18 protein-coding genes and 1 pseudogene are annotated in these 24,518 nt (G+C 63.8%); 14 read left to right on the forward strand and 5 right to left on the reverse strand.

Going from position 1 to position 24,518, the window contains the following annotated elements; genetic code table 11:
* Positions 1–17: 17 nt before the first annotated feature.
* The gene (locus KSS93_RS11285; protein ID WP_217888337.1) at positions 18–989 is read left to right on the forward strand and encodes a tRNA dihydrouridine synthase; all 972 of its coding nucleotides are present in this window, start codon (positions 18–20) and stop codon (positions 987–989) included.
* Between the two features lie 234 nt (positions 990–1,223).
* On the forward strand, positions 1,224–1,670 hold the full coding sequence (locus KSS93_RS11290) for an Hsp20 family protein (RefSeq protein ID WP_217888338.1): 447 nt from the start codon (positions 1,224–1,226) through the stop codon (positions 1,668–1,670).
* A gap of 58 nt (positions 1,671–1,728) precedes the next feature.
* Here KSS93_RS11290 and KSS93_RS11295 read toward each other — a convergent pair.
* The 3 genes and pseudogenes from KSS93_RS11295 to KSS93_RS11305 all read right to left on the reverse strand — a co-directional run bounded on the left by KSS93_RS11295 (position 1,729) and on the right by KSS93_RS11305 (position 7,497).
* Positions 1,729–2,946, reverse strand: a pseudogene (locus KSS93_RS11295) (IS3 family transposase).
* Between the two features lie 314 nt (positions 2,947–3,260).
* On the reverse strand, positions 3,261–6,557 hold the full coding sequence (locus KSS93_RS11300; RefSeq protein ID WP_217888339.1) for a bifunctional diguanylate cyclase/phosphodiesterase: 3,297 nt from the start codon (positions 6,555–6,557) through the stop codon (positions 3,261–3,263).
* A gap of 61 nt (positions 6,558–6,618) precedes the next feature.
* A complete protein-coding gene (locus tag KSS93_RS11305; protein WP_217888340.1) occupies positions 6,619–7,497 on the reverse strand; it encodes a LysR family transcriptional regulator in 879 nt (292 codons plus the stop codon).
* Positions 7,498–7,627: 130 nt separating this feature from the next.
* On the opposite strand from KSS93_RS11305, the gene leuC reads away from it, so the two are divergent.
* From leuC to asd, 5 genes are all read left to right on the forward strand, one after another.
* Entirely contained in the window at positions 7,628–9,061 is a 1,434-nt protein-coding gene (leuC, locus tag KSS93_RS11310; RefSeq protein WP_217888341.1) for a 3-isopropylmalate dehydratase large subunit, read from the forward strand.
* On the forward strand, positions 9,058–9,702 hold the full coding sequence (gene leuD, locus KSS93_RS11315; RefSeq protein ID WP_217888342.1) for a 3-isopropylmalate dehydratase small subunit: 645 nt from the start codon (positions 9,058–9,060) through the stop codon (positions 9,700–9,702). Before leuC ends, leuD begins: the two co-directional genes overlap by 4 nt.
* 133 nt (positions 9,703–9,835) lie before the next feature.
* Positions 9,836–10,600, forward strand: a complete 765-nt coding sequence (locus KSS93_RS11320) for a class I SAM-dependent methyltransferase (protein ID WP_217888343.1) — start codon at positions 9,836–9,838, stop codon at positions 10,598–10,600.
* 53 nt (positions 10,601–10,653) lie between these two features.
* Positions 10,654–11,736 carry a 3-isopropylmalate dehydrogenase gene (gene leuB, locus KSS93_RS11325; RefSeq protein WP_217842459.1) on the forward strand — a complete coding sequence of 361 codons (1,083 nt, stop codon included), beginning with the start codon at positions 10,654–10,656 and terminating at the stop codon, positions 11,734–11,736.
* Between the two features lie 63 nt (positions 11,737–11,799).
* Positions 11,800–12,912, forward strand: a complete 1,113-nt coding sequence (gene asd / locus KSS93_RS11330; RefSeq protein WP_217842460.1) for an aspartate-semialdehyde dehydrogenase — start codon at positions 11,800–11,802, stop codon at positions 12,910–12,912.
* A gap of 73 nt (positions 12,913–12,985) precedes the next feature.
* On the opposite strand, the gene KSS93_RS11335 is transcribed toward asd, so the two are convergent.
* Both KSS93_RS11335 and KSS93_RS11340 read right to left on the reverse strand, forming a co-directional pair.
* On the reverse strand, positions 12,986–14,191 hold the full coding sequence (locus KSS93_RS11335; RefSeq protein WP_217886287.1) for an ISL3 family transposase: 1,206 nt from the start codon (positions 14,189–14,191) through the stop codon (positions 12,986–12,988).
* Positions 14,192–14,409: 218 nt separating this feature from the next.
* A complete protein-coding gene (locus tag KSS93_RS11340; RefSeq protein ID WP_217884661.1) occupies positions 14,410–15,657 on the reverse strand; it encodes an IS256 family transposase in 1,248 nt (415 codons plus the stop codon).
* 271 nt (positions 15,658–15,928) lie between these two features.
* Here KSS93_RS11340 and KSS93_RS11345 point away from each other — a divergent pair, with 271 nt between their 5' ends.
* The 7 genes from KSS93_RS11345 to KSS93_RS11375 all read left to right on the forward strand — a co-directional run bounded on the left by KSS93_RS11345 (position 15,929) and on the right by KSS93_RS11375 (position 24,443).
* Positions 15,929–16,933, forward strand: a complete 1,005-nt coding sequence (locus tag KSS93_RS11345) for an aspartate-semialdehyde dehydrogenase (RefSeq protein WP_217888344.1) — start codon at positions 15,929–15,931, stop codon at positions 16,931–16,933.
* Positions 16,934–17,005: 72 nt separating this feature from the next.
* Positions 17,006–19,654, forward strand: a complete 2,649-nt coding sequence (locus KSS93_RS11350; protein ID WP_217888345.1) for a FimV/HubP family polar landmark protein — start codon at positions 17,006–17,008, stop codon at positions 19,652–19,654.
* A gap of 180 nt (positions 19,655–19,834) precedes the next feature.
* Positions 19,835–20,689, forward strand: a complete 855-nt coding sequence (gene truA / locus KSS93_RS11355) for a tRNA pseudouridine(38-40) synthase TruA (protein ID WP_217888346.1) — start codon at positions 19,835–19,837, stop codon at positions 20,687–20,689.
* A gap of 59 nt (positions 20,690–20,748) precedes the next feature.
* Complete coding sequence (locus tag KSS93_RS11360) at positions 20,749–21,369, forward strand: phosphoribosylanthranilate isomerase (RefSeq protein WP_217888347.1); 621 nt, start codon at positions 20,749–20,751, stop codon at positions 21,367–21,369.
* A 215-nt stretch (positions 21,370–21,584) separates the two neighbouring features.
* Positions 21,585–22,478: an acetyl-CoA carboxylase, carboxyltransferase subunit beta gene (gene accD / locus KSS93_RS11365; RefSeq protein WP_217842466.1), complete on the forward strand. Its 894-nt coding sequence runs from the start codon at positions 21,585–21,587 to the stop codon at positions 22,476–22,478.
* Entirely contained in the window at positions 22,478–23,785 is a 1,308-nt protein-coding gene (gene folC, locus KSS93_RS11370; protein ID WP_217888348.1) for a bifunctional tetrahydrofolate synthase/dihydrofolate synthase, read from the forward strand. Before accD ends, folC begins: the two co-directional genes overlap by 1 nt.
* A complete protein-coding gene (locus KSS93_RS11375; RefSeq protein ID WP_217888349.1) occupies positions 23,769–24,443 on the forward strand; it encodes an SPOR domain-containing protein in 675 nt (224 codons plus the stop codon). The genes folC and KSS93_RS11375 overlap by 17 nt, the downstream gene beginning before the upstream one ends.
* Positions 24,444–24,518: the final 75 nt, after the last annotated feature.

The raw sequence follows: 24,518 nt of genomic DNA on the forward strand, positions 1-24,518 counted from the left end.
CGCCCCGAGACCCTCACATGCAAATTGCCCTGGCCCCGATGGAGGGGCTGGTCGACAACATCCTGCGCGACGTCCTGACCCGGGTCGGCGGCATCGACTGGTGCGTCACAGAGTTCATCCGCGTCTGCGACCGCCTGCTGCCGGAGTCCTCGTTCGACAAGCTCGCCCCTGAGCTGCGCCAGGGCGCGCGCACCGCTGCCGGTGTGCCGATGCGTGTGCAACTGCTGGGTTCGGACCCGGTGTGCCTGGCCGAAAACGCAGCGTTGGCCTGCGAGCTTGGGGCGCCGGTGATCGACCTGAACTTCGGTTGCCCGGCCAAGACGGTGAACAAGTCGCGCGGCGGCGCGGTGCTGCTCAAGGAGCCCGAACTGCTGCACGCCATCGTGCGTGAGGTGCGCCGCCAGGTGCCGGCGCATATCCCGGTCACCGCCAAGATGCGCCTGGGCTTCGACAGCCCGGACGGCGCGCTGGACTGCGGCATTGCCCTGGCCGAAGGCGGGGCCGAGCACCTGGTGGTGCATGCCCGCACCAAGGTCGAGGGCTACAAGCCGCCGGCGCATTGGGAGTGGGTGGCGCGGGTGCAGGATGTGGTCAAGGTGCCGGTGTTCGCCAATGGCGAAATCTGGACCGTTGACGACTGGCGGCGCTGCCGCGAGGTGAGCGGTGCCGAGCACATCATGCTCGGCCGCGGGCTGGTGTCGCGCCCGGACCTTGCGTTGCAGATCGCTGCCGCGCGGGATGGCCGGGACTATCAGCCGATGAGCTGGGATGAGCTGCTGCCATTGCTGCGCGAGTTCTGGCGCCAGGCCCAGGCCAAGCTGTCGCCGCGCTATGCGCCGGGGCGCATGAAGCAGTGGATGGCCATGCTGACCCGCGGTTACCCCGAGGCGGTGACGATGTTTGCCGAGCTGCGGCGCGAGGATGATTGTGCGCGTATCGGGGTGTTGCTGGGTGCTGCGGCAGTTTCCATAGAGGATGCCGTTGCCTGATCCGGCCTCTTCGCGGGTAAACCCGCTCCCACAGTATTGCGCTGCTCTCCAGATAGGTGGTGACCCTGTGGGAGCGGGTTTACCCGCGAAGAGGCCTTCAAATCACTCGCTGCATACAAAATTTTTCAACTGCCCTACTTGAAAGCGTTTCGCCCGGCCATATCTCTTTGAGTACGCGATGCCGAAGTCGGGTCGCGTAGTGACTTACTTGCTGAACCTCAGGAGTTTATGACCATGACTACCGCTTTCTCCCTCGCTCCACTGTTCCGCCATTCTGTTGGTTTCGACCGTTTCAACGACCTGTTCGAGTCCGCAGCCCGTAACGAGGCCGGTAGCAGCTACCCGCCCTACAACGTGGAAAAGCATGGCGAAGACCAATACCGCATCGTGGTTGCCGCAGCCGGCTTCCAGGAGCAAGATCTCGACCTGCAGGTTGAAAAGGGCGTACTGACCGTGACCGGCGGCAAGCGCGAAAACGCCGCGGCCAGTGGCGTCACCTACCTGCACCAAGGCATCGCCCAGCGCGCCTTCAAGCTGTCGTTCCGCCTGGCGGACCACATCGAGGTCAAGGGTGCGGGCCTGGCCAACGGCCTGCTCAGCATCGAACTGCTGCGCGTGGTACCGGAAGAAGCCAAGGCCAAGCGCATCCCGATCAACGGCGAAAAGCCTGTGCTGAACTGAGTTCGGCGGTGTCTAGTCCTGAAATAGGTTTACACCTGTTCAGGTAGGCCGATAGGCCTCAAAACGCCCGATGCACCGCATCGGGCGTTTTGTTTTTCAGGGCCATATGGGGCCGTTCTGCGTTGTAGATCTGCACTGCCTCGTCAACCATCTGCCTCGCTTGCTCAATCTTCAGGGCTGCTCAACAGCAGCTCCATCTTGAGGATTCCGTTGATTCGCTCGGCCAGCGCATTCTGGTAGCAGTCATACCCATCAGTCATGGAGCACTGAACATCATGCCGTTGGTGCAGTGACTGGTATAGCGCCGAGCAATATTGGATGCCTCGATCCGAATGGTGGACTAATGGCTGGCGACGACGTCGCTTTCGTAATGCCTGCTTGAAGGCTTGCGCCACTGACTCGGCATGCAGGCTTTCATGGACGTGGTGACCAACAATTTTCCTGGAGTACGCATCCGTTACCAGGCTTAGGTACAGCGGGCCGTTACGTGCGGGCAGATAAGTAATGTCGGCAACCCAGACGTGCTCCGGCCTTGTCGGAACGACTTGGTTTGGACCGGGCTTGAGTAAGTTGGGATGGCGGTAGAAGCGATGAAAGCTCTGTGTTGTCTTGTGGTATGCCCGCTTGGGCAGCACCAGCAAACGGCGCTCTCCCAAGACCTGGAACAGCCTATCTCGGCCGACCTGGAATCGTTTGTCAGGTTGGCAATGCAGCAGACGGTGCAGCTTGCTTGTACCCAGACGAGGCTGGCGTATCCGCACTTGCTGAACAAACTCAACCACCCGATCTGCCTGGCGCTCTTTGCCATCAGCAGCTCGGTTGCGCTTGTAGTAAGCCTGTCGACTGATGCCTAGAAACTGACAAGCCCTGGCAATGCTCAGTCCTGCGACTTGACCTTGCGAGAGGACTTGCCGGATCGCTTTTTTACGACCGAGACACCATAGTCATTTTTCAGAACATCAACGACCGTCTCAAAGAACTGAGCCTTCTGGCTCATCAGCTCAAGCTGCTGCTCAAGCTCTTTGATCCGCTGCTCTGGAGTGAGCGTTTTGGGGTCAGACATCGCGCAGCTCCTCTCGTCGCGGATCGAGGCCCCCTGGCTCCAATCCTGCCGACCGTGCTTACGCAACCATACCAGAACCGTCGACCGACCCTGGATGCCATACCGCACCTGGGCCTGCTTGTAGGTCAGTTCGCCTTTTTCAATCTGATCAACCACCGCCAATTTAAAAGACAGTGAGTAATCACGCTGTGTGCGCTTTACACCTTGCTCCATCTGACTCTCCGGAAATTCGGGATGGGAGGTGTAAACCTTATTCAGGACGGGACACGGGTATGAAAAAGGGCACCTTCGGGTGCCCTTTTTCGTTGCCTAAAGAGGGTGCACCCCCTGTAGGAGCAACTGCCTTGCTCAATTTCTAAAAGCTGGTGCGATCCCTGTGGGAGCGGGCTTGTCGGACCGCCGCACCGCCGCGAACACCGGCGCAGCCGGTGCCAGTCACCGCGTCGTCTGATTCGCGGGCAAGCCCGCTCCCACAGGATTGCGCAGAGCCTGAATCAGGTGCTGTATCTGCAGGAGCGTAGCGCCCATCAGTAATCCGCCGGCGCCTCCAGCAACATCTGCCGAAACTCCGGCAGCGGCAGCGGCCGGCTGTGCAGGTAGCCCTGGTACAGGTGGCAACCCAAGCGCTCAAGAAACTCCAGCTGTTCGGTCAGCTCCACCCCTTCGGCAATCACCGCCAAATCCAGGCTGCGCGCCATGGCCACGATGGCGCGGACGATCTCGGCGTCATTGGGGTCGATGGGCGCGTCGCGCACGAAGGTCTGGTCGATCTTCAGCGCATCCACCGGTAGGCGCTTGAGGTAGGTCAGCGACGAGTAGCCAGTGCCGAAGTCGTCCATGGCAAAGCTCACCCCGTAGCCCTTGAGCTCGCGCATCTTGCTGATGGTGTCTTCGAGGTTCTGGATGACGATGCCCTCGGTGATCTCCAGCTTGAGCATGCGCCGCGGCAGGCGGTAGTCGTCCAGGCTGCGCAGCACCCGCTCGACGAAATCGTTCTGGCGAAACTGCCTGGGGCTTATGTTCACGCACAAGCTGAAATCGTCGGCGTCGATCAGCCCGTCCTCCAGCATGCGCGCACAGGCATCGCAGGCTTCATCGAGGATCCAGCTGCCAACCTCGAGAATCAGGCCGCTTTCTTCGAGTACTTGAATGAACTGCCCTGGCGGCTGCTGGCCCAGTTGCGGGTGGTGCCAGCGCAGCAGCACCTCGGCGCCGACGATGCGGTTTTCCCGCGCATCCACTTGCGGCTGGAAGTGCAGGGCCAGCTCGCCGCGGGCAAGGGCCAGGCGCAGGTCGCTTTCCATGCGCAGGCGCTCGCTGGCGGCCTTTTGCATGGTGGTGTGGAACAACTGGGTGGTGTTGCGCCCGGAATCCTTGGCCCGGTACAGGGCAATGTCGGCGCGCTTGAGCAGGTCGGCCGGGGTGGCGCCATGGTCGGGGATCAGCGCCACGCCGATGCTCGGGGTCACCTGCAGGCGCTGGCCATCCAGCGACATGGGCTCGGCCAGCAGCTCGCGCAGGGTGTCGGCCAGCTCGCGCACCTTGCTTTCCACCAGCTCGCGGCTGCCGTCCAGCCCGCTCAGCAACACCACGAACTCGTCGCCGCCCAGGCGCGCCACGGTGTCTTCCAGGCGCACGCTGGCCTCAAGCCGGGCGGTGATGATCTTGAGCACCGTGTCGCCTACAGGGTGGCCGAGGGAATCGTTGATGTGCTTGAAGTGGTCCAGGTCCAGGAACAGCAGCGCACCGCGCAGGTTGTGGCGCTTGAGCAGGGCGATCTGCTGGCTCAGGCGGTCCATCAGCAGCGCGCGGTTGGGCAGGTTGGTCAGCGGGTCGTGGTAGGCCAGGTGGCGGATCTGCGCCTGGGCGTTCTTCAGCAGGCTTACATCCCGCGCAGTCAGCAGCAGGCAGTCGGTTTCGTTGAGGCTGATCGGCTCCACCGACACCTCCACGGTAAGAATGTCGCCGCGCTTGTTGCGCCCGAGCATTTCGCGGTGGTGCACCCGGCCATGCTCGCGCAACTCGTTGAGCAGGGCGGCGCGTTGCTTGTTGTCGGCCCAGATGCCCACATCGAACACCGAGCGCCCGATCACCTCGGCGGCGCTGTAGCCGGTCAGGCGGGTGAAGCCGTCGTTCACCTCCAGGTAGCGGCCGCTCTGGCGCTCGGTGATGGTGATGGCGTCGGGGCTGGAGTGGAAGGCCTTGGCGAACTTCTCTTCACTGGCCTTGAGCGCAGCTTCGGCGCGTTGCTGCTGGGTGATGTCGCGCAGGGTGGTGACGCTGCACGGCTGGTTGTCCACGCTGATCAGCCGGCTGGAGATCACGCAGGTCAGCGGCGTGCCGTTGCGGTGCGTGATGCCCACCGCGACGTTGCTCAGCGCCTGGTCGCGGATCACCCGCTCGATGCGTTGGGCGCGTTCGGCAGACTCGGCCCACAGGCCCAGTTCTTCGGCGGTGTGGCCAAGCACCTGTTCGGCGCTCCAGCCGAAGGTCTGGCTGAACGCGGGGTTGATCTCGATGAACTGGCCGGTGTCCTGGCGGGTGACGCAGATCGGGTCGGGGCTGACCTGGAACAGGCTGGCGAACTTTTCTTCCGAGGCGCTCAGGCGCTGCTCGCGCTCCACCTGGTCGGTGATGTCGAGCAGGGTGCCAGCCATGCGCAGCGGGTTGCCCTGCTCGTCGCGGTACAGCCGGGCGCGGCTTTCGATATAGCGCGAACCGCCGTTTTCCAGCTCGACCCGGTAGGTGATCTGGTAATTGCCCGCCGGCCCTTCGCGCAGGCTGCGGTAGGCGTGGCGCATGACCTCGCGCTCGTGGTCCGGCACACCCTCGAAAAACGCCTCGAACGATTCATGGAAGGGCACCGGGTCCAGCCCGTGCAACTGCGCCGCACGGGCCGAGCCATACAGCATGCCGCTGGGGATGTGCCAGTCCCAGGTGCCCAGCTGCGCCGAATCCAGCGCCAGGTCCAGGCGCTCCTGGCTGTCCTTGAGCGCCTGCTCGGCGCGCTTGCGCTCGGTGGTGTCGACGAAGGTGCTGATCAGGTAGGTGATGCCTTCGAGCTCGATGCCCTGGGTGCACAGGATGCCGTCATGGACTTTGCCGCTGGTGGCACGGAACTGCACCTCCATGATCAGCGGCCGGCTGCCGGCGCGGGTGGCTTCCAGCACCTGATGGCGCTGCTCGGGGTTGACCCAAAGGCCCAGCTCGACGCTGGTCTTGCCCACCACCTGCGGGCCGGGCCAGCCGAACATGTCCTCGAAGTGCTGGTTGACCTCGATGATCAGGCCGTCGTGGCGGCGGGTCAGCAAAATGGCGTTGGGGCTGAGATGGAACAGCGTGGCAAAGCGCTTTTCCGAGTTGATCAGCGCGGTTTCCCGCTTGCGCTGGCGGGTGATTTCGCGAATCACCCCGATCATCTGCCGCCGGCCGTGGGCGTCGTGGGTCAGGCTGCCGTTTATCTCCAGCCAGTGCATGCTGCCGTCCGGCCAGCGGATGCGGTGGCGCATGGCCTGTTCGATCGGCTCGCCGTTGACCACTGCCTGGAACGCCTGGCGGGTGCGGGCACGGTCCTCTTCGGGCAGCAGGTCGAGGTAGTCGACGTCGTTGGGCATCGGCCGCAGCGGGTCGAAGCCGAACAGTGCCTGGGTGCCCCGCGACCAGCTGATGCGGCCGCTGTCGATATCCCACAGCCAGGCACCCAGGCGCGCACCGTTGAGCGCGGCCAGCAACTGCGGTGCGTTCTGCCAGGCCTGTTCGGATTCCTGGGGGTCGGCCGCGGGAATGCGTGGCAGGCGCGGAAAGCGGTTTGCTGATTTGGGCATCGTTACCAGACCTTTGGCAGATAATGCGTCCCTGTAGCGTGAATGCCGCGCCGACGAGCGGTCAGTCGCACCCTGCGTGGCTGTCGAGCAGGGCCATGAACGCCCTGGCCGCGTTCGACAGCGTACGATCGGTGTGCAAAATGTAGCCTAGCTGGCGCGACAGCTGTATGCCGGGCAAGGCGATGGGCGCGACCTGCTCATCGAGCATAGTACGTGGCAGCACACTCCACGCCAGGCCAATGGAAACCATCATCTTGATGGTTTCCAGATAGTTGGTGCTCATGGCGATGTTCGGCGTCAGGCCCTGGCTTTCGAACAAGCGCTGGACGATGTGGTGGGTAAAGGTATTGCCGCCCGGGAATACCGCCGGGTGGCGCGCCACATCGGCCAGCGCCACGTTGCCGTCGCGCGCCAGCGGGTGCTCGGGGGCAGCGACGAAGTCCAGGGCGTCTTCCCACACCGGGGTTGCGCGCACCAGGTGGTGCGGCTCGGGCGCCAAGGTGATCACGGCGATTTCCGCGCGGCCATGCAGTATTTCGTCGTAGGCCGCTTCCGAGTCCATGAACTGAATATCCAGCGCCACCGCCGGGTATTGGCGGGTAAAGGCCCGCAGCAGCGGCGGCAGGCGGTGCAGGCCGATGTGGTGGCTGGTGGCCAGGGTCAGCCTACCGCTCACCTGCCCGGTGAGGTTGGTCAGGGCCCGTCGGGTATCATCCAGTACGTTGAGAATCTGGTAGGCCCGCGGCAGCAGGGCGCGGCCGGCCTCGGTCAGGGTCACTTCGCGGCCCAGGCGGTCGAACAGCCGTACGTCCAGTTGCTGCTCAAGCCCGGCGATGCGTTTGCTGATGGCCGGCTGGGTCAGGTGCAGGCGCTCGCCTGCGCCGGAGAAGCTGCCGGTTTCGGCGATGGCGATGAAGGCGCTGAGGTTGGCGAGGTCCATCGTTCGAATTCCTGATGGTTATGCAAAGCATGAAAATTATGAATTTGAGTTATTCAATCTATCGCCATAGCATCGTCCATACAAGCCAAGGGGTTTTTGGCATAGAAAGACGCTGATGAGGAACAGTCTGATGGCTGGCAAAACGCTCTACGACAAACTCTGGGAAGCTCATGAGGTCAAGCGCCGCGATGACGGCTCATCCTTGATCTATATCGACCGTCACATCATCCACGAGGTGACCTCGCCCCAGGCCTTCGAGGGCCTGCGCCTGGCCAGCCGCAAGCCGTGGCGCATCGATGCCAACATCGCAACCCCCGACCACAACGTGCCGACCACGCCAGAGCGCAAGGGCGGTATCGAGGCCATCGTCGACCAGGTGTCGCGCCTGCAGGTGCAGACCCTCGATGAAAACTGTGACGAATACGGCATCGTCGAATTCAAGATGAACGACGAGCGCCAGGGCATCGTCCACGTCATCAGCCCCGAGCAGGGTGCGACCTTGCCGGGCATGACCGTGGTTTGCGGCGACTCGCACACCTCCACCCACGGCGCCTTCGGTGCCCTGGCCCACGGCATCGGCACCTCCGAGGTTGAGCACGTGCTCGCCACCCAGTGCCTGGTGGCCAAAAAAATGAAGAACATGCTGGTGCGCGTCGAGGGCAAATTGCCTGCTGGTGTCACCGCCAAGGACATCGTGCTGGCCGTGATCGGCAAGATCGGCACCGCCGGCGGCAACGGCCACGCCATGGAGTTCGCCGGCAGCGCCATCCGCGAGTTGTCGATGGAAGGCCGCATGACCATCTGCAACATGTCCATCGAAGCCGGCGCCCGTGTCGGCCTGGTGGCCACCGACGCCACCACCGTCGCCTACGTCGAGGGCCGCCCGTACGCGCCGAAGGGCGAGGACTGGAAACGCGCCGTCGAAGCCTGGAAAGACCTGGTTTCCGACGACGATGCGGTGTTCGACACCGTGGTCGAGCTCGATGCCGCCCAGATCAAGCCGCAGGTCAGCTGGGGCACTTCGCCGGAGATGGTCCTTGCCGTCGACCAGCGCGTGCCGGACCCGGCCGCCGAGGCCGACCTGATCAAGCGTGGCTCCATCGAACGCGCCCTCAAGTACATGGGCTTGAGCGCCAACCAGGCGATCACCGACATCAAGCTCGACCGCGTATTCATCGGCTCGTGCACCAACTCGCGCATCGAAGACCTGCGCGCCGCGGCGGATATCGCCAAGGGCCGCAAGGTTGCTGCGACCGTCAAGCAGGCCATCGTCGTGCCGGGTTCCGGCCTGGTCAAGGCCCAGGCCGAGCGTGAAGGCCTGGACAAGATCTTCCTCGAAGCCGGCTTCGAATGGCGTGAGCCTGGCTGCTCGATGTGTCTGGCGATGAACCCGGACCGCCTCGAAAGCGGCGAGCATTGCGCCTCCACCTCCAACCGCAACTTCGAAGGCCGTCAGGGCGCCGGTGGCCGTACCCACCTGGTCAGCCCGGCCATGGCCGCGGCCGCCGCAGTGACCGGCCACTTCATCGATGTCCGCGAGTTGATCCAAGGGAGCGCAGCATGAAAGCCTTCACCCAGCACATCGGCCTGGTCGCCCCGTTGGACCGTGCCAACGTCGACACCGACCAGATCATCCCCAAGCAGTTCTTGAAGTCGATCAAGCGTACCGGCTTCGGCCCCAACCTGTTCGACGAATGGCGCTACCTGGACGTGGGCCAGCCCTACCAGGACAACAGCAAGCGCCCGCGCAACGAAGAGTTCGTGCTTAACCACGCCCGCTATCAAGGCGCCAGCGTGCTGCTGGCCCGCGAGAACTTCGGTTGCGGCTCCAGCCGCGAGCACGCGCCATGGGCGCTGGACGAATATGGCTTCCGTAGCATCATCGCGCCGAGCTTTGCCGACATCTTCTTCAACAACAGCTTCAAGAACGGCCTGCTGCCGATCATTCTCGACGCGGCTGAAGTGGACGAGTTGTTCAAGCAGGTCGAGGCCACCCCGGGTTACCAACTGACCGTTGACCTCGAAGCCCAGGCGGTGACCCGCCCGGACGGCAAGGTGCTGAAGTTCGAGATCGATGCCTTCCGCAAGCACTGCCTGCTCAATGGCCTGGACGACATCGGCCTGACCCTGCAGGACAGCGATGCGATCAAGGCCTTCGAAGGCAAGCACCGCGCCAGCCAGCCGTGGCTGTTCCGTGATGCCTGAGGTTTGTAGCTAGCAGTACTGGCCTCTTCGCGGGTCAAGCCCGCTCCTACAGGCAATGGTGATACCTGTGTAGGAGCGGGCTTGCCCCGCGAATAGGCCGGAACAAGTAACAAAAAAACCAAAGGATTTCGATATGACCAGCACCACCCACACCGATGTGGTCCAGCGCCAGTTCGGCGAACAGGCCAGTGCCTACCTCAGCAGCGCCGTGCACGCCCAGGGCAGTGAGTTCGCCCTGCTGCAAGCCGAGCTGCAAGGGCAGGGCAGCGCCCGCGTGCTGGACCTGGGCTGTGGTGCCGGGCATGTCAGCTTCCACGTCGCACCGCTGGTCGCTGAAGTGGTGGCCTACGACCTGTCGCAGTCGATGCTCGATGTGGTCGCCGCCGCTGCCAGCGAGCGCGGCCTGGCCAACATCCGCACCGAGCGCGGCGCCGCCGAACGCCTGCCGTTCGCCGATGCCTCGTTCGACTTCGTTTTCAGCCGCTACTCGGCGCACCACTGGAGCGACCTGGGCCTGGCCTTGCGTGAGGTGCGCCGGGTGCTCAAGCCGGGCGGGGTGGCTGCCTTCATCGACGTGATGTCGCCGGGCAGCCCGCTGCTCGACACCTACCTGCAAAGCGTCGAAGTGTTGCGCGACACCAGCCATGTACGCGACTACAGCGCCGCCGAGTGGCAGCGCCAGGTCAGCGAGGCCGGTCTGCATGTGCGCAGCCACAGCCGTCAGCGCCTGCGCCTTGAGTGGAACACCTGGGTGGAACGCATGCGCACCCCCGAGCCGTTGCGCGTGGCCATTCGCCAATTGCAGCAAGCCATGGGTGAGGAAGTGCGGCAGTATTACCAGATCGAAGCCGACGGCACCTTCAGCACCGACGTGCTGGTGTTGTGGGCTGAGCGTTGATTGTTTACGGCGGGGCCGAAACGGCCGTGCCGCTTGAATGGATAGAGGAAAGCATGAGCAAGCAGATTCTGATTCTCCCAGGTGATGGCATCGGCCCGGAAATCATGGCCGAAGCGGTCAAGGTGCTGGAGCTGGCCAACGACAAGTTCCAGCTCGGCTTCAGCCTCGCTCACGACGTGATCGGCGGCGCTGCCATCGACAAGCACGGCGTGCCGCTGGCCGACGAAACCCTGGAGCGTGCACGCCAGGCCGACGCCGTACTGCTGGGCGCCGTGGGCGGCCCGAAATGGGACAAGATCGAGCGCGACATCCGCCCCGAGCGCGGCCTGCTGAAGATCCGCTCGCAACTGGGCCTGTTCGCCAACCTGCGCCCGGCCATCCTCTACCCGCAACTGGCCGATGCCTCGTCACTCAAGCCGGAAATCGTCTCGGGCCTGGACATCCTCATCGTCCGTGAGCTGACCGGCGGCATCTATTTCGGTGCCCCGCGCGGCCAGCGCGAACTTGAAGGCGGCGAGCGCCAGGCCTACGACACCCTGCCGTACAGCGAAAGCGAAGTGCGCCGCATTGCCCGCGTTGGTTTCGACATGGCCCGCGTGCGCGGCAAGAAGCTGTGCTCGGTAGACAAAGCCAACGTCCTGGCGTCCAGCCAGCTGTGGCGTGAAGTGGTCGAAGACGTTGCCAAGGACTACCCGGACGTCGAACTGAGCCACATGTACGTCGACAACGCGGCCATGCAGCTGGTGCGGGCACCCAAGCAATTCGACGTGATGGTCACCGACAACATGTTCGGCGACATCCTGTCGGATGAAGCTTCCATGCTCACCGGTTCCATCGGCATGCTGCCTTCGGCGTCGCTGGATGCCGACAACAAGGGCATGTACGAGCCGTGCCACGGTTCGGCGCCGGACATCGCAGGGCAGGGCATTGCCAACCCGCTGGCGACCATTCTTTCGGTGTCGATGATGCTGCGCTACAGCTTCAACCAGCAGGCCGCCGCCGAGGCGATCGAGAAGGCCGTGAGCCTGGTGCTGGACCAGGGCCTGCGCACCGGTGACATCTTCTCCGAAGGCTGCCGCAAGGTAGGTACGCAGGAAATGGGCGACGCAGTAGTCGCAGCGCTGCGGAATCTGTAATCTCTCTGGCCCGCCACCAAAAACTCCCGGTGGCGGCCCACTTTTAGCAAAGGTGTAGTTGCGATGAAACGTGTAGGTCTGATCGGTTGGCGTGGAATGGTCGGTTCCGTGCTCATGCAGCGGATGCTCGAAGAGCAGGACTTCGACCTGATCGAGCCAGTGTTCTTCACCACCTCCAACGTAGGTGGCCAGGGTCCGAACGTGGGCAAGGATACTGCCCCGCTCAAGGATGCCTACAACATTGAAGAGCTCAAGACCCTCGACGTCATCCTGACCTGCCAGGGCGGCGATTACACCAACGAAGTCTTCCCCAAGCTGCGCGAAGCCGGCTGGCAGGGTTACTGGATCGACGCGGCTTCGTCCCTGCGCATGCAGGACGATGCCGTGATCATCCTCGACCCGGTCAACCGCAAGGTCATCGACCAGCAGCTGGATGCGGGCACCAAGAACTACATCGGCGGCAACTGCACCGTCAGCCTGATGCTGATGGGCCTGGGTGGCTTGTTCGAAGCGGGCCTGGTGGAGTGGATGAGCGCCATGACCTATCAGGCTGCCTCCGGTGCCGGCGCGCAGAACATGCGTGAACTGATCAAGCAGATGGGCGCCACCCATGCAGCCGTCGCCGATGACCTGGCCAACCCGGCCAGCGCCATCCTCGACATCGACCGCAAGGTCGCCGAGGCCATGCGCAGCGAAGCCTTCCCCACCGAGAACTTTGGCGTGCCGCTGGCTGGCAGCCTGATCCCGTGGATCGACAAGGAACTGCCGAACGGGCAGAGCCGTGAAGAGTGGAAGGCCCAGGCCGAGACCAACAAGATCCTCGGCCGCTTCAAGAGCCCGATCCCGGTGGATGGTATCTGCGTGCGCATTGGCGCCATGCGTTGCCACAGCCAGGCGCTGACCATCAAGCTGAACAAGGACGTGCCGCTGGCCGATATCGAAGGCATGATCAGCCAGCACAACCCTTGGGTGAAGCTGGTGCCGAACCAGCGTGAGATCAGCATGCAGGAGCTGAGCCCTACCAAGGTGACTGGCACCCTGAACATCCCGGTTGGGCGTTTGCGCAAGCTGAACATGGGGTCGCAGTACCTGGGGGCCTTCACTGTGGGCGACCAGCTGCTGTGGGGCGCGGCCGAGCCGCTGCGTCGCATGCTGCGGATTCTGCTGGAGCGGTGATCGCTTTGGTTTGAGTTTTTGGTTTGTGAGAAACCCGTGCCATGGTGAGTGGTGCGGGTTTTTTTATGGTTCTTCACGGATTGCCGGGAAAGTCATTCTTGATCTTCATGAAAAAGAACTCGCTGTCCCGGTAGCCGTAAGCCATCCGCTTGATCACCTTGATCCGGTTGTTGATACCTTCCAACTGACCCGTGTGCATCGGCCACCGCACCCTACTCAGGATGCCGCGCCAGTATCCCTTCAGGCGTTTAGCGAACTGCTTCAATGCCGGTATCGCGCTTTCATCAGCTAGGCGTAGCCACTGCTTCCAGGCTGATCGCCAGCCCCAGGCGGTGGTGGGTGACCACAGGGCTTTGAGCTCTGCCTTCATCAGATAAACCGTCATCAGCGATTGGTTAGCTGCTAGCAGATCCTGCAGATGTACCTGCTGATCTTCTCGCTTGAGATTTTCTGGATTACGCAGCAGGAGCCACCGCGCTTGCTTGATCACCTTGCGGGCGGGTTTGTCATGGCGCAAGCGGTTGGCCTCATCGACCCGCACCCGGTCAATTACCTCTCGCCCATACTTAGCGACCACATGAAACAGGTCATAGACCACGCGTGCCTGCGGGCAATGTTGGCGTACCTCCAGGTCAAATGCGGTGTTCATGTCCATTGCCACTGCTTCGATCCGTGCACAGCCCTCCGGCCCCAGCTCTTCAAAAAAGGGTCTGACAGCAGCTCGGCTACGCCCCTCGCCAATCCACAGCACCCGGCGGGTATCAGCATCCAGAACCACGCTGGCATAGCGATGCCCTTTGAACAGAGCGAACTCATCCATCACCAAGCGCCTGGGCTGGGCCTTCGGTAGATTTTCCAGTGCGTGTTGTAGCGCCCGTCGCTCCAGTAAGCGCACGCTGTCCCAATGCAAACCAAACAGCTCGGCGACGTGCAGGGTGGGCAGTCTTTGGCAAGACTGGATCACCGCCTCGGCCAAGCGCTTGGTCATCCGCGAATAGCGATCAAGCCAACGGACTGACTCCATTCGCTTGCCGCATGCCCTGCACCCGACGCGCCGCAGTTCAACATTCAACCGCACTGCACGGCCAAGAATGGGTAGGTCACGGATTGAGCGCTGGCAGTATTCGTGGATGGTGGTGCTGGACTGATGACAGCCGCTGCAAGTGGGGAATCGGGTGGGCTGCGGAATCAGGTCGATCAGCAGGTCATCGCCATCAGGCCTGATCGCAGTGACAGAAAAGCCCTCCCAGAAGGGCAGAAACGTATTAATATCGTGCACAAGAACGCCGGTTTGTAGATGTGTTTGCTCGCACGAACATCATCCATCAAACCGGCGTTCTTGTTTCTGTCTTTCCCGGGATTCCGTGAAGAACCTTTTTTATGGGGTTGGTGGTGTGTGTTTGGGAAATTGTAGGTGTGAGGGCTGCCAGGTGTTGGGAGTGTCAGTTTTTTTGTGTGCGGGCCGGTAGCGGCCTGCCGTCAAGCAGGCCCTGATTTTCACCAGGTTGGCCTGATGAATCGATCCCCGTACAAAATCGCGAATTGATTCATCGCACTTTTCCAATCATGCGCCGCTGAGCCCCAGTTCGCCGTGATGTTTCTCAGACCCAGCCAGATCAGCTTGGTGGCTGCTTCATCGTTCGGGAAATGACCCCGGGTCTTGATGATCTTGCGCAGCTGGGCATTGATGCTTTCGATGGCATTGGTGGTGTAAATCACTTTCCGGATGGCCGGCGGGAAGACAAAGAAGGGGATCACTCGATCCCAAGCGCGTCTCCAGGCCGCAACGACCGTTGGATATTGCTTGCCCCAAGGCCCACTTTCAAACTCATCGAGCGCCTGCTCAGCCGCTTCGGCATTGATGGCCTGGTAGATCGGCTTGAGCGCCTTGGCCAGTGCCCGCCGCTTGTCCCAGGCTGCAAAGTCCAGGCTGTTGCGGATCAGGTGGACGATGCACGTCTGTAGCGTCGTCTCTGGAAACACTGCGCTGAGGGCCTCTGGCATGCCTTTAAGACCATCGGTCACGGCAATAAGGACATCGTCGACACCTCGCGTCTTGAGGTCGTTGAACACCTTCATCCAGAACTTCGCACCCTCGGTGTTCTCAATCCAGATGCCCAAGATATCGCGCGTCCCGTCCGGCAGAACGCCCAGCGCCAGGTAAATGGCCTTGTTGCGCACCAGGCCTTCCTCACGGATCTTCACCCGCAATGCATCAAAGAAAATGACCGGGTACATAGGCTCAAGCGGCCGCTGCTGCCACGCGCCGATTTCTTCCATGACCTCGGCGGTCACAGAGCTGATGAAATCGGGTGAAACATCCGTCCCGTACTGCTCGGACAAAAAGGCGCGGATCTCTCTGACCGTCATCCCACGTGCATACATGGCGATGATCTTGTCATCGAAACCGGTGTAACGCCGCTCATGCTTGGGAATCAGAATGGGCGCAAAACTGCCGTCTCGGTCACGGGGGATATCCAGCCGCAATGGGCCGTCCCCGGTTAAAACAGTCTTGCCACTCTTGCCGTTACGTTGATTGGTTTCATCCTCTGGGCGCTGCGCGCCCGGCGGATAACCCAGGTGATGGCCCAGCTCGGCACTCAGGGCGCGTTCGATCAGGGCCTTCTTGAACGCCGCAGAGGCATCCTCGATAGCTTCGGCAGTCATCAGGCCCTCACCGAACTGCTCTAGCAGCTCTTTGGGGATTTGGGGCAGGTCACGCAGGGGTTTCTTTTTGGTTGGCATACATGCACCTCTTACTCATGTTATGCCCGAACACAAAATTTCTGACACCCTCCAGGTGTTCGCCACTACCCTTGCAGCGCCTATGAGATCGAGCGCCGCCCGCGCGGCGCTCGATCTCATAGGCGCCGAAGAATCCTCGGCGAGCACCTAGCCGCCCTCACGCACTCATCGCCCAAACCTACGCCACGATCCCCAAACCCTACCCCCAACCCCACATTCCAAGTAAAGTGCCGCTCCCCGCCGTACCCCAGCACCCAGAAGGACCCACCCCATGACGACCAAGCTAGACATCGCCGTAGTAGGCGCCACCGGCACCGTAGGCGAAACCCTGGTGCAGATCCTCGAAGAACTGGCCTTCCCGGTAGCCACCCTGCACCTGCTGGCCAGCATGGAATCGGCGGGCAGCAGCGTCATGTTCGCCGGCAAGAAGCTCAAGGTCCGCGAAGTCGACAGCTTCGACTTCAGTCAGGTCAAGCTGGCGTTCTTCGCCACCACCCCGGCCGTCAGCCGCAGCTTCGCCGCCAAGGCGCACAAGGCCGGTTGCGCGGTGATCGACCTGTCCGGCGCACTGGACGACGCAGTGGCCGTGGTGCCCGAGGCCAACCCCGAGCGCCTGGGCCAATTGCCGCAGCCCGCGCTGATCACAAGCCCCAGCGCCGGCGCCGTGGCCCTGGCAGTGGCACTGGCCCCGCTCAAGGGCCTGGTGGATATCGAGCGCATCCAGGTCAACGCCTGCCTGGCCGTCTCGGCCCAGGGCCGTGAAGCAGTCAGCGAGCTGGCGCGCCAGACCGCCGAACTGCTCAATGCCCGCCCGCTGGAGCCGCGCTTCTTCGACCGGCAAATGGCCTTCAACCTGCTGGCCCAGGTCGGCGCGCCCGACGCGCAAGGCCACACCGCCGTTGAGCGACGCCTGGTCGGCGAGCTGCGCCAGCTCCTGGGCATGCCGGAACTGAAGATTTCCGTGACCTGCATTCAAGTCCCGGTGTTTTTCGGCGATAGCTTCAGTGTGGCGTTGCAGAGCCGTCGCGCGGTCGACCTCGACGCGGTCAACCAGGCGCTGGACAGCGCCGACAGCATTGAACGGGTCGAAGCTGATGATTATCCGACCCCGGTAGGTGACGCAGTAGGCCAGGACGTGGTCTATGTTGGTCGTGTACGGCATGGCATTGATGAAGATGAACAGCTCAATCTGTGGCTGACCACCGACAATGTGCGCAAGGGAGCGGCGCTCAATGCCGTGCAAGTGGCGCAATTGTTGATAAAACACATGGCGTAAAAGATACTGGCCAGCAATTTTGTCCTACACCGCGACAGGGTTTTTGGGACGGTTCATACAAGGGAAGAGTTCATGCTGCGAATTCGCAAACTGGTTCTGGCCATCGCGGCCGCCTCGGCGTTGTCGTCGGGCGTCGCGAACGCACTGGGGTTGGGGGAGCTGACCTTGAAGTCGGCGCAGAACCAGCCGCTGGATGCCGAGATCGAATTGCTGGACGTGCGCGACCTTACCGCCACCGAAATGGCCCCCAGCCTGGCCTCGCCGGAAGACTTCGCCAAGGCGGGCTTGCCGCTACCGACCTACCTCGAAGACCTGACCTTCACCCCGGTAATCAACCCCAATGGCCGCAGCGTGCTGCGCGTCACCTCCAGCAAGCCGTTGCCGGAGCCGGTGGTCAAGTTCCTGGTGCAGGTGATGTGGCCGCAAGGCCGCCTGCTGCGTGACTACAACGTGCTGCTCGACCAGGCCCAGGCCCAGGGCGAGCAGCCCGCCAAAGCCAACATCACCCCTGCGGTGAGCGCCGGCAGCTACACCACCAAACGCCGTGACACCCTGTGGCAGATCGCCGCGCGCAACACCCATGGCGGCACGGTGCAGCAGACCATGCTGGCGATCCAGGCGCTGAACCCGGATGCCTTCATCGGCAACAACATCAACCAGCTCAAGATCGGCCAGGTGCTGCGCCTGCCCGACCAGCAGCAGGTGCAGAGCATCCCCCGCCCCGAAGCCAACCGCGAAGTGGCCGAGCAGTACGCCGCCTGGCGTGAAGGCCGCCGCCTCGGCCCGCGTGCCCGCCAGCTCGATGCCACCCGCCGTGGCGAGGCCGGTGCTGCGCCGTCACGCATCAACCAGGGCGACAACCTGCGCCTGGTGTCGCCCGGCGGCAAGGCCGGCGCGGGCGAAGCCAAAGCGCTCAACGACAAGCTGGCAGTGGCCCAGGAAAGCCTGGACACCAGCCGTCGTGACAACGAAGAACTCAAGAGCCGGATGACCGACCTGCAGAGCCAGCTGGACAAGCTGCAGCGTCTGATCGAGCTGAAAAATGACCAGTTGGCGCGCCTTGAGGCCCAGGCTTCGGCGCCAGCGGCACCGGCTGCGCCCGCTGCGCTGCCGGGTGAACCGGCCGCGGCGGCCCCGGCGCAACCTGTAGTCAATGCCCAGCTGACCCCTGCCGAGCCTGTGGTCGCGCCTGCGCCTGCTGCCACCGATACCGCCCCGGTCGAAGCCGAGGCGCCGGCCAGCCAAGAACAGGGCGTGCTCGACCAGTTGCTGGGCAACCCGCTGCTGCTGGGCCTGGTTGCAGGTTCCGCGTTCCTGGTGCTGTTGCTCCTGCTGTTGCTGCTGGCACGCAAGCGCAAGGCCCAGCAGGAAGCCGAGAAGCACGTGCGCATGGCTCGTGCCCTGGCCGAGGAGGGCGAGCGCGCCCCGGACCTGGAGCTGCCAGCAGACAGCTTCGACGGCCTGGACATGTCGGCCCCCAGCGTGACCCTGTCGCCAGCCGTGGTGGCCGCGTCTGCCGCCGCCGCCACTGCCGCAGAAAAGCCGGTGCAACCGGCCGTCGTCGAAGCCCCTGTCGTCGACCCGCGCGCCGCGTTGCTGGCCGAGGTGGACGAAAGTATCGCCCGCGGTCGCCTCAACCACGCTGCCGACTTGCTGGAGGCTGCCGTGGCCTCCGACCCGCAGCGCAGCGACCTGCGCCTGAAGCTGATGGAAGTCTACGCCCGCCAGGGCGACCAGGACGCCTTTGCTGTCCAGGAGCGCAAGCTGGCGCCGAACGAGGCGAACCAGGCCGAAGTGGCATCGCTCAAGGAGCGCTTCCCTGCCATGCTCGGCGCAGCTGCCGTGGTGGCCAGCGCCGCAGCCCTGGCTTCGGGCATGGACGAGCAGTACGTTCAGGAGTTGCTGCAGGACCCGCAAGCGGCCCAAGCCGAGCCTGAGCCTCAAGTGCAGCCCGAGCCTGAGCCGGTTGCAGCCCTGGAACCTGAACCGGCGCCAGCCATCGATGAGGATGACCTGGACAGCGCCTTCGACCTGAGCCTGGACGACGACCTGCCGGTAGATGACCCGCTCGACCTGCCGGTGCTGGATGAAACGGCAGGCCTGGAAGCGCTGGTCGAACCCCAGGCGGCCCCCACAGTTGCCGAAACTGACGCCGACGATGACTTCGAAGCCTTGCTCGCCCAGGCCCAGGCCGCAGAGCCTGCACCTGAGCTGTCGGCTGACGACCTGGCTGACTTCGACCTGGACGTCGGCGACACCACGCCTGCTGCCAGCGGCGAAGAAGCTCCGGTGGATGTCGCCGCCGAGCTGGCCGCGTTCGAGGCCATGCCGGAATTCGACCCGATCTCCGAACTGGAGCTGCCGGAAGACTTCGACCTGTCGCTGTCGCTGGAAGACGACTCGCCAGCGGCCAAAAACTTCGCCTCCGAGCTGGATGACGTCAACGCCGAGCTGGACAAGCTGTCGCAGAACCTCGAAACCCCGTCGCTGGAGCCGCAGTTCACCGCCGAAGACGCGGCGCTGGAGCCCGAGCCGCTGGACGACCTGGACTTCGACTTCTTCTCCGGCACCGACGAGGTGGCCACCAAGCTCGACCTGGCTCGCGCCTACATCGACATGGGCGACCACCAGGGCGCCCGCGACATCCTCGACGAAGTGGTCAAGGATGGCGACGACAGCCAGCGCCAGGAAGCCAGCGACATGCTCTCGCGCCTGGTCTGAGGTGGTTCAAGGCCCCTTCGCGGGTAAACCCGCTCCCACAGGAAACGCGCAGTCCCTGTAGGAGCGGGTTTACCCGCGAAGGGGCCAGCCCAGGCAGCACAAAACCTACGGCAGCCCACCCGGGCTGCCGTTGTCGTTATAATCGCCGCTGTTTCGTATCACCTCACAGGTTCTCCGCTCTTGGACATCATCGACACCGCCGCCGCCGAATCGGCTGCCGAAGGCTACTCCCGCATCGCCTTGGGCGTGGAATACAAAGGCTCGCGCTACCGCGGCTGGCAGCGCCAGAGCAGTGGCGTGCCGAGTGTCCAGCAGGCGCTGGAAGAGGCGCTGTCGAAGGTGGCCAACGAGCCGATCAGCGTGCTGTGCGCCGGGCGCACCGACGCCGGCGTGCATGGCAGCGGGCAGATCGTGCACTTCGACACCCGCGCCGTGCGCGACGAGCGCGCCTGGACCTTGGGCAGCAACCAGAACCTGCCCCACGACATCAGCGTGGTCTGGTCGCGGCCGATGCCGGCGCACTTCCATGCCCGCTTCAAGGCCACTGCGCGGCGCTACCGCTACGTGATCTACAACGACCCGATCCGCCCGGCCCACCTGGCCGAGGAAGTCACCTGGAACCATCGCCCGCTGAATGTACAAAGCATGGCCCTGGCTGCCCAATACCTGCTCGGCACCCACGATTTCAGCGCTTTTCGCGCCAGCCAGTGCCAGGCCAAGTCGCCGGTCAAGCACATCCACCACCTGCGGGTCACCCGCCATGGCCAGATGATCGTGCTCGACATACGCGCCACGGCTTTTCTGCATCACATGGTGCGCAACATCGCCGGAGTGCTGATGACCATCGGTGCCGGCGAGCGCCCGGTGGAATGGGCGCGGGAGGTACTGGAAGGGCGCAACCGCCGGGAAGGCGGGGTGACTGCCCACCCCTACGGGCTGTACCTGGTGCAGGTGGAATACCCGGACGAATACCAACTGCCGCAGCGTTACATCGGCCCACACTTTCTCACCGGCTTCGAGGCCCTGGGCGACTGACGGGGCACGGGGCATTTGCTAACATCCGCCGTTAACCGATCACCCAGGGTTCGCCTTCCATGAGCTACGTTCGCAGCAAGATCTGCGGGATCACCCGTATCGAAGACGCCCTGGCGGCAGCCGAAGCCGGCGCCGATGCCATCGGTTTCGTCTTCTATGCCAAGAGCCCGCGCGCGGTGGACGTGCGCCAGGCCCGGGCGATCATCGCCGAGCTGCCGCCGTTCGTGACCACCGTGGGGTTGTTCGTCAACGCCTCGCGCTGCGAGCTCAACGAGATCCTCGAAGTGGTTCCGCTGGACCTGCTACAGTTCCACGGCGATGAAACCCCGGCCGACTGCGAAGGCTTTCACCGGCCCTGGATCAAGGCCTTGCGCGTGCGCCCGGGCGATGATCTCGAGGCGGCCTGCCGTGAATATGCAGGCGCACGGGGCATTTTGCTGGACACTTTCGTGCCGGGTGTGCCCGGTGGTACCGGTGAGGCCTTCGACTGGTCGCTGGTGCCGGCAAAACTCAGCAAACCGATCATCCTTGCCGGCGGTCTGTCGGCCGACAACGTCGCCCAGGCCATCCGCCAGGTGCGCCCGTTCGCGGTGGATGTCAGCGGTGGGGTAGAGCAGGCCAAGGGCATCAAGGATGCCGCGAAGATCGAGGCTTTCATGCAGGCGGTCAGGCAGGCGTAAGTGTGGATGTGACGGCTGGCCGCGCGCCATCGTCCATAGGTTTCGCAACGCGATACCGGCAGGCAGCGCCTGCGTTGGGTATCGACGTACATATTGGAGGTGGGGCGGCACGTGGCAGTGTCAGGGCCGGCCCATCGTCGTTTTAAGCAGAATTTGAGCTCAAGGGCAGGTGTGGTGGCTAAAGGCCCCCTCTGCCGATACTGGAGAAAGCAAGCATGAGCAACTGGTTGGTAGACAAACTGATTCCATCGATCATGCGTTCCGAGGTGAAGAAGAGCTCGGTCCCTGAAGGCCTGTGGCACAAGTGCCCGTCCTGCGAGGCCGTGCTGTACCGCCCGGAGCTGGAAAAGACCCTCGACGTCTGCCCCAAGTGCAACCACCACATGCGCATCGGCGCACGTGCGCGCATCGACATCTTCCTCGACAAGGACGGCCGCGCCGAGCTGGGCGCGGAGCTTGAGCCGGTCGACCGCCTGAAGTTCCGTGACGGCAAGAAGTACAAGGACCGCCTGACCGCAGCGCAAAAGCAGACCGGCGAAAAAGACGCCCTGATCTCCATGAGCGGCACCCTGATGGGCCTGCCGATCGTGGTCAGCGCCTTCGAGTTCTCGTTCATGGGCGGCTCCATGGGTGCCATCGTCGGCGAGCGTTTCGTACGCGCCGCCAACTACGCCCTGGAGCACCGCTGCCCGATGGTCTGCTTCTCCGCCTCGGGCGGTGCGCGCATGCAGGAAGCGCTGATCTCGCTGATGCAGATGGCCAAGACCTCCGCCGTGCTGGCGCGCCTGCGCGAAGAAGGCATTCCGTTCATCTCGGTACTGACCGACCCGGTCTACGGCGGCGTTTCCGCCAGCCTGGCAATGCTCGGCGACGTGATCGTCGGTGAGCCAAAGGCCCTGATCGGCTTCGCCGGCCCACGCGTGATCGAGCAGACCGTACGGGAAAAACTGCCAGAAGGCTTCCAGCGTAGCGAGTTCCTGCTGGAGCACGGCGCCATCGACCTGATCATCTCCCGTGACGAGCTGCGCCCACGCCTGGCGCGCCTGCTGGCGCAGATGACCGGCCAGGCCACCCCGGCCGAGGCCAAAGAGGTCGCTGCGGTCGCCTGATGAACCAGCGCAGCCTGGGCGACTGGCTCGCCTACCTCGAGCAATTGCACCCCTCGGCCATCGATATGGGCCTGGCGCGCTCGCAGCAGGTGCTCGAGTGCCTGCAGCTGGGCGCCCTGGCGCCGCGGGTAGTGACCGTTACCGGTACCAACGGCAAGGGCTCCACCTGCGCCTTCGTCGCCTCGCTGCTGCAAGCGCAGGGGCTCAAGGTCGGGGTGTACAGTTCGCCGCACCTGCTGCGCTACAACGAACGGGTGCTGATCGACGGCCGCGAGGCCAGCGATCAGCAGCTGTGCGAAGCCTTTGCCGCCATCGAGGCGGCGCGGGGCGATGTTTCGCTCACTTATTTCGAAATGGGCACCCTGGCGGCGTTTTGGCTGTTCAAGCAGTCGGCGCTGGACGCCGTAGTGCTCGAAGTCGGCCTGGGTGGCCGACTGGATGCGGTCAACCTAGTGGATGCCGACGTATCGCTGGTGACCAGCATCGGCGTCGACCATGCCGACTACCTGGGGGATACCCGTGAGTCGGTGGCCTTCGAGAAGGCCGGCATCTTCCGCCAGGGCAAGCCTGCCCTGTGCGGCGACCTGGACCCGCCACAACCGTTGCTGGACAAGGTTGGCCAGCTGGCCTGCCCGTTCTTCCTGCGCGGTCGCGACTTCGACCTGGCGAGTACCGACAGCCACTGGCAGTGGCGCGGCACCGCAGGCGATGGCGCAAGCGTAGAGCTGCGCGACCTGCCGCTGCTCGACCTGCCCATGGAAAACGCCGCGCTGGCGCTGCAAGCCTTCCTGCTCCTGGGCCTGCCGTGGAATGAGCAGCAGGTTCGCCAGGCGCTGCTGGATACCCGCATCACTGGCCGGCTCGACCGCCGCGTGGTGCAGTTCGCCGGCAAGCCGGTCGAGCTGCTGCTGGATGTAGGGCACAACCCGCATGCTGCCGAGTACCTGGCCCGCCGCCTGGCGGCGCGGCCGCCCAAGGGCCGGCGCCTGGCGGTGTTCGGCCTGCTCGCCGACAAGGATCTGCAAGGCGTGCTCGCACCCCTGCACGCGCTGGTCGACGACTGGGCCGTGGCCCCCCTGGATACACCGCGCAGCCGCCCGGCTGCCGAGTTGGCCCAGGCCTTGACGAACCTTGGTGCGACAGTGAGGTCTCACTCAGGCGTCGATGCTGCTCTTGAGGCGCAGTGCGCCCAAGCGACGGCGGATGACCAGATTCTGCTGTTCGGTTCGTTTTTCTGCGTCGGCGAGGCCTTGGCCTGGCTCGAGCGGCAGGCCCCCATGAATGGAGTAGATGGCAGTGCTGGATAAAGGGATGAAGCAGCGCATGGTCGGTGCGCTGGTGCTGGTGGCGCTGGCGGTGATCTTCCTGCCGATGCTGTTCACCCGTGAGGACGAGATGCGCCAGGTGCGCGTCGAGGCGCCGCAAGCACCCGCCATGCCGAGTTTGCCGCAAGTGCAGGTAGAGCCGGTGCAGGTGCCGGAGCCGCAGCCACTGCCAGAGCAGAACGAGCAGCCGCCGGTGGTGGTGGACGAGTCCACCGCGCCGCCGAGCACACCCAGCCAGCCCATTACCCCGTCACCCCAGGTTCAGGCCCAAGTGCAGGCCCAGGCGCAGCCCAAGCCGCAGACCCAGGTGCCAACGCCAAAGGCGGCAGCACCTGCGCCGGCCCCGGCAGCTGCGGTGGCAGCCAAGCCGCCAGCGCCGTCCAAGATCGACCCCAACGGCCTGCCGGTCAGTTGGTCGATCCAGTTGGCCAGCCTGTCCAACCGTGCCGGCGCCGACAACCTGCAGAAAACCCTGCGCAGCCAAGGCTACAACGCTTACATTCGTTCGGCCGACGGCATGAACCGGGTGTACGTGGGCCCGTTGATCGAGCGCGCCGAGGCCGAGCGCCTGCGCGATGTGATCAACCGCCAGCAAAACCTCAAGGGCTTCGTGGTGCGCTTCCAGCCCGAGCGTGGTTAAAACCCACGGGTGCAGTACCGAGCCTGGTCTTTGCATGGCACTGTGGGAGCGGGTTCACCCGCGAAGCAGGCGGCG

The organism is Pseudomonas xanthosomatis (genome assembly GCF_019139835.1).
In the GTDB taxonomy this organism is placed as follows: Bacteria; Pseudomonadota; Gammaproteobacteria; order Pseudomonadales; family Pseudomonadaceae; genus Aquipseudomonas; species Aquipseudomonas fakonensis.